Raw genomic sequence first — 9,205 nt, 5'->3', positions numbered from 1 at the left:
GGTTACCCACGCGTTACTCACCCGTCCGCCGCTCTTTACCGAAGTAAATCGCTCGACTTGCATGTGTTAGGCACGCCGCCAGCGTTCATCCTGAGCCAGGATCAAACTCTCAAATAAAAGTTGATGGGCTCAGATACTGTTATATATCTGGCTTTGTTTGGTTGTTTCGAATAATTCTTATAAAGAATTAGTTATATAAATTAACCTACTGTTTAATTTTCAAAGTTCATTTTCTCGACTCACTTATCTTACCAAGTTTTTCTTTCTTAGTCAAGACTTTTTTTGTCTTTTTCTTTTTCATTTATCGCTCTCTCGAGGACAAGTAATACTATATCATCTTTATTTTATATAGTCAACTATTTTTTAAAACTTTTTTATTTATTTTTTATCATAATTTATTTTACGCCATTTTCACTTTTTTATACTATATCATATTACTATATATTACATTTGTTTAAACCCTAATAATTCAATATTATCTTAATTACTTTTATTATAAAATAAAGTAATTAAGATAATAAGTATATTCAAATTCAAATTTTGATAAATAATTGTTTAATCTAGCAAATCATCTATTCTTTTTTTATCAAATCCAAGAACATGCTCTCCATTAATCACTATCAACGGAACTGACATATACCCCATACTGATTAACTCTCTCTTAGCTTCTAAATCTCTAGATATGTTATATTCTATATAATTAACCTCTATCTCTTCAAGGTATTCCTTTGCTTTTATACAATTAATACATGTATCACTCGAATATATTTCAACTTTATTCATATGTACCTCCTAATTCCATTATCTTATTTACACTTGTATTTTTTTTTATCTTGTATTAGATTATTATTAACTTAAACATAATAGTTTAATAAATATATTTATTAAATTATTATTATAATACAAAAAATTAGGTTATTATACAATATAACCGTATATCTTTTAGGAGGATTTTGTTATGAGCAAAAAAGTATTGATAATGTCTGCCTCTACAGGAGGAGGTCATAACAGAGCTGCTCGAGCTATTAAAGAAGAACTTAGTAACAAAACAATAGATGGATCTCCAATAGAATGTGAAATAATAGATAGTTTAAAATTAGTTAATAGTACTATGGATAAAATAATTTCTAGAGGATATGAAAAATCAGCTATATATACTCCTAAGGCTTATGGAAGTGTCTATAGATTTTCTGAGACGAGTTTAGCTTCTAAAAATGAATTTAAAGATAATCCACTGACATCATTTATGGCTAAAAAGTTTAGGTCCTTACTGGATAAATCAAAACCTGATTTAATCATTGGTACCCATCCTTTTCCTATGATTGCACTTAGTACTTTAAAAAAACACACTAACGAATGTAAAAACCACGAAAATTCTATTTTACATGACACTCTACATAAATATTACTATAATCTATCAGTTCCACCATTAATAACTGTTTTAACGGATTATACAACTCATTCTACTTGGATTCAAAATGAGATTGATTTTTATATAGCTGGACATGAATATGTAAAAGAATTATTAATTTATGATGGTGTAGCTTCTGATAAAGTTAAAACTTTTGGTATACCTGTAGAAAAATCTTTTTTATCAAACCGAGATAGAAATACTGTTTTATCTGAGTTTGGGTTAGACCCTAAAAAGTTCACTGTTCTACTAATGGGTGGTAGCTTTGGTGCTGGAAATATAAAAGAAACTTTAGAAGAACTTCTAAACATAGATAGAGATTTTCAAGTCATAGTAATAACAGGTAAAAATGAAAGTTTAAAAGAAAAATTAGAAAAGAAGTTATCTACTCATGAAGATTGTACTGATAAGAATATACTTGTGTTAGGATTTACCAATAAAATGAATGATTTACTTGCTTCTGTCGATGTACTAGTAAGTAAACCAGGCGGCCTTACTACTACAGAGGCACTGTTAAAAGATTTACCTATGATAATACCTTATTATATACCTGGACAAGAAGAAGAAAATCTAGATTTTCTTTCAAATTGTGGTGCAGCGTTAAAACCAACAAAAAAATTCACCTTAACAGTCTTGTTAAAAGTTCTTATTGATGATCCTACTAGACTAGATATGTTAAAAAGAAATATACAATCTATCAGAAAATCTGATTCAGCTCAGAACATAGCTAATTTAGTCGAAGAAATTCTAATAAAACAATAAAACAAAAGGGATATCCTTAAAAGCAATATTGCATAATTTACTTTAAGGAATCCCTTTTTTTAATCTAATTCAAATCAGTATTATTTATATCTCTTATAAAGGTTCATAAAAATCTTCTTCATAATCATACTGATAGTTTTTATAATTATTTCTAAAGACACCATCCTTACCTTTGGACTGTTTCTTTTTCTTTTTACTAATTAATAAACTTAAATCATCATCATAATTATACTTAGACTTATCCTTAGACTCGATTTTCTTTGTTCTTTTTTCTTTCATAGCCTTATGTTCTTCTAAGTTCATCGTTGATTTCATATTACACCCCTATTAAAATTTTTAGCTAAATCTAACTAAAATTATACAATATTCAAATATTTTCTTCAATAATTCATAATTAAGTTTATTTAAAAATTTCTTTTAAAAAACGACAAAAAAATCGAGGATTTGCCTCGATTTTTTATATTTCTCTTCTTCCTTCTAATGCTTTAGTTATTGTAACCTCATCAGCATACTCTAGGTCTCCACCAACAGGTAATCCATGTGCAATTCTAGTAACTTTTATACCCATAGGTTTTACTAATCTTGCTATGTACATCGCTGTAGCTTCACCTTCTATTGTAGGATTAGTCGCCATTATAAGTTCTTTAACATCTTCGTTACCAAGTCTAACAATAAGTTCTTTAATTTTTATCATATCAGGTCCTATACCATCCATAGGAGATATTACACCATTTAAAACATGATACTTACCTTTAAACTCTCTTGTTCTCTCCATAGCTGCTACATCTCTAGGATCCTCTACTACACAAATAATACTAGAGTCTCTATTTTTATTAGAACACATACTGCATGGGTCTGTGTCTGTTATATTACAGCATACAGAACAATATTTAATTTCTCTTTTAGCATCTATAATAGCTTTTGACAAGCTTTCTACATCATTTGTATTCATATTTATAACATGAAATGCTAATCTTTGTGCTGTCTTTCTTCCTACACCAGGAAGCTTTGAAAATTCTTCTATTAACCTAGATATAGGTCCTGTGTACGCTTGCATTTATATCACCTACTAGAATAAACCAGGTATATTCATACCTCCAGTTACTTTGCTCATTTGATTAGCTTGCATATCATCAACACTCTTTAGAGCTTGATTAACTGCACTTAGCACTAAATCTTGTAGCATTTCTATGTCATCTAGATCTACTACCTCTGGCTTTATTGTTATATCTAAAACTTCCTTTTTACCATTTACCTTTACAGTAACTGCTCCTCCACCAACTGAAGTTTCTAATTCTTTAGATTCTAATTCCTCTTGCATCTTTTGCATATTTTCTTGCATTTTTTGCGCCTGCTTTAATATATTATTCATATTTCCAGGCATCATTCCACCAAAATTTTTCTTAGCCATATTACTCTTCCTCCTTAATTATATATATTTTAATATTATATCATAAATAAATATTTATTATTTGCTCTAATTTTTATCTATACTATCCTTAACTTCTAGTACATCTTCACTTACTATACCTTTTAAAATTTCTTCACCTTTATCTTTAGATTTTTCTTTTATCTCTAAATCAATATTTTTAACTTCAGACTTTAAAACAATTTTTACATTAAAGCTTCTATTAATAATTTCTCTTATTTTATTCTGTATATAATCTATTGTTTCAGGTGAACTTAATCTAGTTTTAGCAAACCCATAGTTGTCATCAAATATCAAATATAATGCACTTTCATAAACATTAAAGTTTCTTACATCACCTAAAAGTGCATACACTGGCATATTTTTATCAGTTTTTATACTTTTTAATATATTTTTCCAAGAATGTTCAATTAATTTTACATCTTCACTCTTTACATCTTCATATTCAATCTCTTCTTTAATCTCAGGTTCAATATTTTGATTATCTACAACTTCATTTACAGTTGTAACCTTTATATTTCCGCTTTCAATTGCATTCTCTAGGTTCTCTATTCTTTTAATTAAGGCTTCTTTACTTTCATCAAACATTGGCTGAGCTATCTTCATCATAGTAACTTCTGCTACAACTCTAGGATTTGAAGCTGTCTTTATATTATCCTGAGTAGTTGATAATATATTTAGTATCCTTATTAAATCGTTATTATTTATTGTATCCGCTTGTGATTTTAATTGTTCTATAGTCTCCTCTGGCAAAGAAATTATTTCATCTAAATCTGTAGATACTTTACATATCATTAGATTCCTAAAATGATCAATTAAATCATTTATTAAGTTTCTTATATCTTTTCCCCATACTATAAATTCATTTAAAATTTTAAGTGATTCTTTTGTATCTTGATTTATTATATACTGTGCTAAATCAAATAATTGCTCTACGTTAACTGTACCTAATAACTCTACTACATCCTTATATTCAATTTTATTATCTCCAAAAGAAATACATTGATCCAATATACTAAGAGCATCCCTAAGAGCTCCTTGCGAATTTCTAGCTATTAGATTAAGTGCTTTTTCTTCAACCTCTATATTTTCTTCTACACATATTTTCTTCATTCTAGACGTAATGTCCTTCACTGTAACTCTTTTAAAATCAAATCTTTGACATCTCGATAAAATAGTAGCTGGTATCTTGTGTGGTTCAGTAGTAGCTAATATAAAGATTACATATGAAGGAGGCTCTTCTAACGTCTTTAGTAGGGCATTAAATGCACCTTGTGATAGCATATGAACCTCATCTATTATATATACTTTGTATTTTGCTTTAGTTGGTGAGTACTTAACATTTTCTCTAAGCTCTCTTATATCATCAACACTATTATTAGAAGCTGCATCTATTTCTACAACATCCATAATATTATCATGTAATATATCCTTACATACTTCACATTCATTACAAGGCTCTTGCTCTATGCTATCTAGGCAATTTACTGCTCTTGCAAATATCTTTGCTGTTGATGTCTTACCTGTACCTCTAGTACCAGAAAACAAATAGGCATGTCCTATATTATTATTTTCAATCTGATTTCTTAAGGTTTTAGTAATATGTTCTTGACCAACTACATCTTCAAATTTCTGTGGTCTGTAAACTCTATATAATGCTTTATGCATTTTTATCTCTCCTTAATATAAAATCATTCAGTTATAATTTTTTCCATCATATTCAATTATTATATCATTTTTCTAAATAAAAAAAATCCCTCTCAAAGGGATTTGATTTTATATATTAAATGCTGTACACCAACTATCGACTTACATCCACAGACGTTACCTAAACAGTTAGCTCGACTTAGGCACCCCCGCGGCACACGGAAGTGATCACTTACCGCTGCTTCATTCCTGATCTGACGGAGTTCATGAGCTTTCGTTGCGCAGGACCTAAGTGTCAACACCACTTATTTAGGGCTGCTCTGCAAATTATAAGCCTCTAAGCTGGAATTCAATCCTGCTATAGCGGATTGCAGGTTACAGGGCACCGCTACCTCCCCATCTAGTACAGCAAAATTACAACCATATTTAGTATCAATTATTTATTCTTGGCGGAGAGAGTGGGATTCGAACCCACGATACGCTTTTAACACGTATACTCACTTTCCAGGCGAGCGCCTTCGACCAACTCGACCATCTCTCCATTTTATTTATTACGCAAAGTTTTGAAAAACTTTTGTAAAATGATCGAGCAATCCTCTTGATTTACTCCAAATGTTACTTCTATGTTATTGAAATTAAAATAATCCATTTTAAATTCATGTTGTTTTTCTATATAAGAATTTTTTATATGTTTAGTTCCTATTATAAGTTTCTTTATTCTAGAGTTAACTATAGCTCCACTACACATTATACACGGTTCCATAGTAACATACAAGTCACAATTAATAAGTCTCCACCCACCTAACTTTTCTGAAGCTTGTTTTATTGCTAACATTTCAGCATGAGCTGTACTATCTTTTAATTCTTCTGTTAAATTATGAGCTCTTGCAATTATCTCACCATCTTTAACTATAACAGCTCCAATAGGAGTTTCACCCTTATTATATGCTTTATATGCCTCTTTTAATGCTTCATTCATATAGAATAATTTTTCCATATTTCCTCCTAAAACTTATAACAACACTATAATAGCATATTTTTTTTTATAATTCAACTCAAATTTATTTTTATATCTTATTCTCAAACTACAAAGGAGAGCTAAGCTTAACTCTCCTTTGTATATTTTATATTAATTAAATTTATTTTATAACATCTACACCCATATATGGTCTTAATGCTTCAGGAACTATAACTGTTCCGTCAGCTTGTTGATAGTTCTCTAATATAGCAGCTAAACATCTTCCTACTGCTAATCCTGAACCATTTAATGTATGAACATATTCAGCTTTAGATTTTTTATCTCTCTTAAATCTTATACCAGCTCTTCTAGCTTGGAAATCTTCAAAGTTTGAACAAGAAGAAATTTCAACATATCTATTGTAACTTGGCATCCAAACTTCTAAGTCATATTTAAATGCAGCTGTAAATCCTAAATCTCCTGTACATATCTTAACTACTCTGTATGGTAATCCTAATAATTGTAACATTCTCTCTGCATCGTTAGTTAATTTTTCTAATTCATCATAAGAATTTTCTGGAGCAACAAACTTAACTAATTCTACTTTATTGAATTGATGTTGTCTTACTAAACCTCTTGTATCTCTACCAGCTGAACCTGCTTCAGATCTAAAACATGGTGTATATGCACAATATTTTATTGGTAATTGATCAACTGTTAATATTTCATCTCTGTGTATATTTGTTACAGGAACTTCTGCAGTTGGTATTAAGAAATAATCTACACCTTCAACCTTGAACATATCTTCTTCGAATTTTGGTAATTGTCCAGTTCCTATGAAGCTGTTTCTGTTAGCCATGAAAGGTGGTAAAACTTCTGTATATCCATGCTCTTCTGTATGAGTATTTAAGAAGAAGTTTATTAAAGCTCTTTCAAGTCTAGCTCCTAATCCTTTATATAAAGTAAATCTTGATCCTGTTATTTTCCCTGCAGTTTCAAAATCTAATATTCCTAATCCAGTTCCTACATCCCAGTGAGCTTTTTGTTCAAATTCAAATTTAGTAGGTTCTCCCCAAGTTCTTATTTCAACGTTATCATCATCAGTTGTTCCTTGTGGAACTTCTGGATTTGGAACGTTAGGTATTCTCATTAAGTTATATTCTATTTCATTAGATACAGTTCTAACCTTTTCATCTAATTCTTTTATCTTATCTGATAATTCTTTTAATCTTGCTTTATCAGCAGTAACATCCTTACCTTCTTTTATTAATTGAGGTATTTTTTTAGATTCAACGTTCATTTCATTTTTCATTACTTCAACTTCTTTAAGTAATTCTCTTCTTTGATCATCTAACTCTACTACTATATCAAGGTTGAATTCTTTTTCACCCCTTCTATCCATTGCTTTTTTAATATCTTCTAAGTTTTCTCTAATTCTTCTTATATCTAACATATTATCCTCCTAATTTATATACCTTTAAATATATTTTATTTTGATTCAAACTTTAAATTTTACTAGTATTATTTACATTTTCCGGAAATTTTATTATAAATAATCTATTTGTTAACTAGTTTGGGTTAACGTGCCAATTAAATTTTGGTAATAAAAAAAGACCTTCTATCCCCTATAAAAGGGACGAAAGTCTTTTATCCGCGTTGCCACCCTAATTAATTATGCAAAATATGCATAATTCTCTCAATCCTGTAACGTAGGTAATACGTCTAATCTTACTATTATTTCCGATTAGAAGCTCTGGAATGGATTCAAAAACCTTTGTCATGAGTTCGCACCAACCACTCATTCTCTGAATACAAACATGTTCTTTACTATTTTCCTTCATAGCTTGTTAACTAATTGTTTTATTTGATACTCATTATATTATATATATTAACAACTTTCAATACTATTATTCGATTTTATCTTCTTTTTTATTTTTATATGATATTCATACTTAATATTAGTTAGATATAATACCTTTTTCGCCTAATATCTCTATAATTTCATCTAATATTTCATTTTTTGATGCTTCAATAGTATGAGTATGATTATATTTTGTTAATGAAGATAATTGTTTAAATTCATCTTTTTTTATTTTATTCATAAAATCATTTATATCCCTAAGAGATGATATATTTAATTCAGCTTTTATTTCTCCATATATGGGATGACTCACTATAACATCTTTTACAGTCCCACCCATATCAATTATACTTTTTAGTTCATCAAAAAGCTCTTCGTTATTTTTATGATTTTTACATTTGATTTTCTTTTCTATTTTATTATTTTGATTATAGATCATATAACCTTGAGGTGTTGCTACTACATCTTTACCTGTCGCTCTAATAAGAGCTATATCCTGAACTATAATCTGTCTACTTACATTTAGCTTTTCAGCTAATTCATTCCCTTTTATAGGCTTTGTAGACTCTTCTATAAGTTTTAATAATTTATCTTTTCTTTCACTCGGATTCATAATTCACCTCTTATGCTAAGAATTACATATTTAATTATAACACTGTTTAATGCTTTACTTTTACATCTCTCTTAACATTTTATAATTTATTATGTCATAAATCAATAACGCTAATTCCATTTTACCTCTAGTATTTGAAACTTATATGTTTTAATTTAAACTTAATACTTTAACATTATAATTTTTATACAACAAAAAAAGATTACGTGGCTACGTCTTACTCTCCCAGGAGGTTGCCCCCCAAGTACCATCAGCGCTAAAGAGCTTAACTTCTGTGTTCGGAATGGGAACAGGTGTATCCTCTTTGCTATAGTAACCACATAATCTTTCGATTAACTTATATTAAGTTATGTTAGAGTTAATACTCTAAAAACTGCATATCATTTATGATTTAATCATTTAAAATTGGTCAAGTCCTCGACCTATTAGTATCGGTAAGCTACATACATTACTGCACTTCCACCTCCGACCTATCAACCAGGTAGTCTTCCTGGGGTCTTACCCTTACGGTGGGAAATCTTATC

General features: G+C 29.3%; 9 protein-coding genes, 1 tRNA gene, 3 rRNA genes, 1 other RNA gene and 1 other annotated feature. Of the genes, 1 reads left to right on the top strand and 13 read right to left on the bottom strand.

Annotated elements, in window-relative coordinates:
• Positions 1–117 (bottom strand): 16S ribosomal RNA (locus H8923_RS16685); the annotation flags it as partial.
• Positions 118–555: 438 nt separating this feature from the next.
• On the bottom strand, positions 556–783 hold the full coding sequence (locus H8923_RS16680; RefSeq protein WP_153973184.1) for a glutaredoxin family protein: 228 nt from the start codon (positions 781–783) through the stop codon (positions 556–558).
• 175 nt (positions 784–958) lie between these two features.
• On the opposite strand from H8923_RS16680, the gene H8923_RS16675 reads away from it, so the two are divergent.
• Entirely contained in the window at positions 959–2,173 is a 1,215-nt protein-coding gene (locus tag H8923_RS16675) for an MGDG synthase family glycosyltransferase (RefSeq protein WP_153973183.1), read from the top strand.
• 93 nt (positions 2,174–2,266) lie between these two features.
• Here H8923_RS16675 and H8923_RS16670 read toward each other — a convergent pair whose 3' ends face one another.
• The 11 genes from H8923_RS16670 to H8923_RS16620 form a co-directional block, all read right to left on the bottom strand.
• On the bottom strand, positions 2,267–2,488 hold the full coding sequence (locus H8923_RS16670) for a hypothetical protein (protein ID WP_147542595.1): 222 nt from the start codon (positions 2,486–2,488) through the stop codon (positions 2,267–2,269).
• A 142-nt stretch (positions 2,489–2,630) separates the two neighbouring features.
• A complete protein-coding gene (gene recR / locus H8923_RS16665) occupies positions 2,631–3,230 on the bottom strand; it encodes a recombination mediator RecR (protein WP_153973182.1) in 600 nt (199 codons plus the stop codon).
• A 12-nt stretch (positions 3,231–3,242) separates the two neighbouring features.
• Positions 3,243–3,584: a YbaB/EbfC family nucleoid-associated protein gene (locus H8923_RS16660; protein ID WP_153973181.1), complete on the bottom strand. Its 342-nt coding sequence runs from the start codon at positions 3,582–3,584 to the stop codon at positions 3,243–3,245.
• 66 nt (positions 3,585–3,650) lie between these two features.
• Entirely contained in the window at positions 3,651–5,270 is a 1,620-nt protein-coding gene (gene dnaX / locus H8923_RS16655) for a DNA polymerase III subunit gamma/tau (RefSeq protein ID WP_153973180.1), read from the bottom strand.
• 122 nt (positions 5,271–5,392) lie between these two features.
• Positions 5,393–5,658, bottom strand: an RNA gene (ffs, locus tag H8923_RS16650) — signal recognition particle sRNA large type.
• A 38-nt stretch (positions 5,659–5,696) separates the two neighbouring features.
• Positions 5,697–5,790, bottom strand: a tRNA-Ser gene (locus H8923_RS16645).
• 3 nt (positions 5,791–5,793) lie between these two features.
• Positions 5,794–6,246: a nucleoside deaminase gene (locus H8923_RS16640; protein ID WP_153973179.1), complete on the bottom strand. Its 453-nt coding sequence runs from the start codon at positions 6,244–6,246 to the stop codon at positions 5,794–5,796.
• Positions 6,247–6,388: 142 nt separating this feature from the next.
• On the bottom strand, positions 6,389–7,660 hold the full coding sequence (gene serS / locus H8923_RS16635) for a serine--tRNA ligase (protein ID WP_153973178.1): 1,272 nt from the start codon (positions 7,658–7,660) through the stop codon (positions 6,389–6,391).
• 176 nt (positions 7,661–7,836) lie between these two features.
• Positions 7,837–8,057, bottom strand: a binding site (T-box leader).
• Between the two features lie 108 nt (positions 8,058–8,165).
• Positions 8,166–8,681 (bottom strand): transcription repressor NadR, encoded by a 516-nt coding sequence (locus tag H8923_RS16630; RefSeq protein ID WP_153973177.1) that lies wholly within the window; start codon positions 8,679–8,681, stop codon positions 8,166–8,168.
• 204 nt (positions 8,682–8,885) lie between these two features.
• A 5S ribosomal RNA gene (rrf, locus tag H8923_RS16625) occupies positions 8,886–9,002 on the bottom strand.
• An 84-nt stretch (positions 9,003–9,086) separates the two neighbouring features.
• Positions 9,087–9,205 (bottom strand): 23S ribosomal RNA (locus tag H8923_RS16620); the annotation flags it as partial.

The organism is Romboutsia faecis (assembly GCF_014323405.1).
Classification (GTDB): Bacteria; Bacillota; Clostridia; order Peptostreptococcales; family Peptostreptococcaceae; genus Romboutsia_E; species Romboutsia_E faecis.
The sequence above is the reverse complement of the archived record's forward strand: the minus strand, read 5'-3'. Positions and strand labels throughout refer to the sequence as shown.

Coding starts and splice junctions, on each gene's coding strand:
- H8923_RS16680 (WP_153973184.1), bottom strand. CDS start 783: ATGAATAAAGTTGAAATATATTCGAGTGATACATGTATTAATTGTATA.
- H8923_RS16675 (WP_153973183.1), top strand. CDS start 959: ATGAGCAAAAAAGTATTGATAATGTCTGCCTCTACAGGAGGAGGTCAT.
- H8923_RS16670 (WP_147542595.1), bottom strand. CDS start 2,488: ATGAAATCAACGATGAACTTAGAAGAACATAAGGCTATGAAAGAAAAA.
- recR (WP_153973182.1), bottom strand. CDS start 3,230: ATGCAAGCGTACACAGGACCTATATCTAGGTTAATAGAAGAATTTTCA.
- H8923_RS16660 (WP_153973181.1), bottom strand. CDS start 3,584: ATGGCTAAGAAAAATTTTGGTGGAATGATGCCTGGAAATATGAATAAT.
- dnaX (WP_153973180.1), bottom strand. CDS start 5,270: ATGCATAAAGCATTATATAGAGTTTACAGACCACAGAAATTTGAAGAT.
- H8923_RS16640 (WP_153973179.1), bottom strand. CDS start 6,246: ATGGAAAAATTATTCTATATGAATGAAGCATTAAAAGAGGCATATAAA.
- serS (WP_153973178.1), bottom strand. CDS start 7,660: ATGTTAGATATAAGAAGAATTAGAGAAAACTTAGAAGATATTAAAAAA.
- H8923_RS16630 (WP_153973177.1), bottom strand. CDS start 8,681: ATGAATCCGAGTGAAAGAAAAGATAAATTATTAAAACTTATAGAAGAG.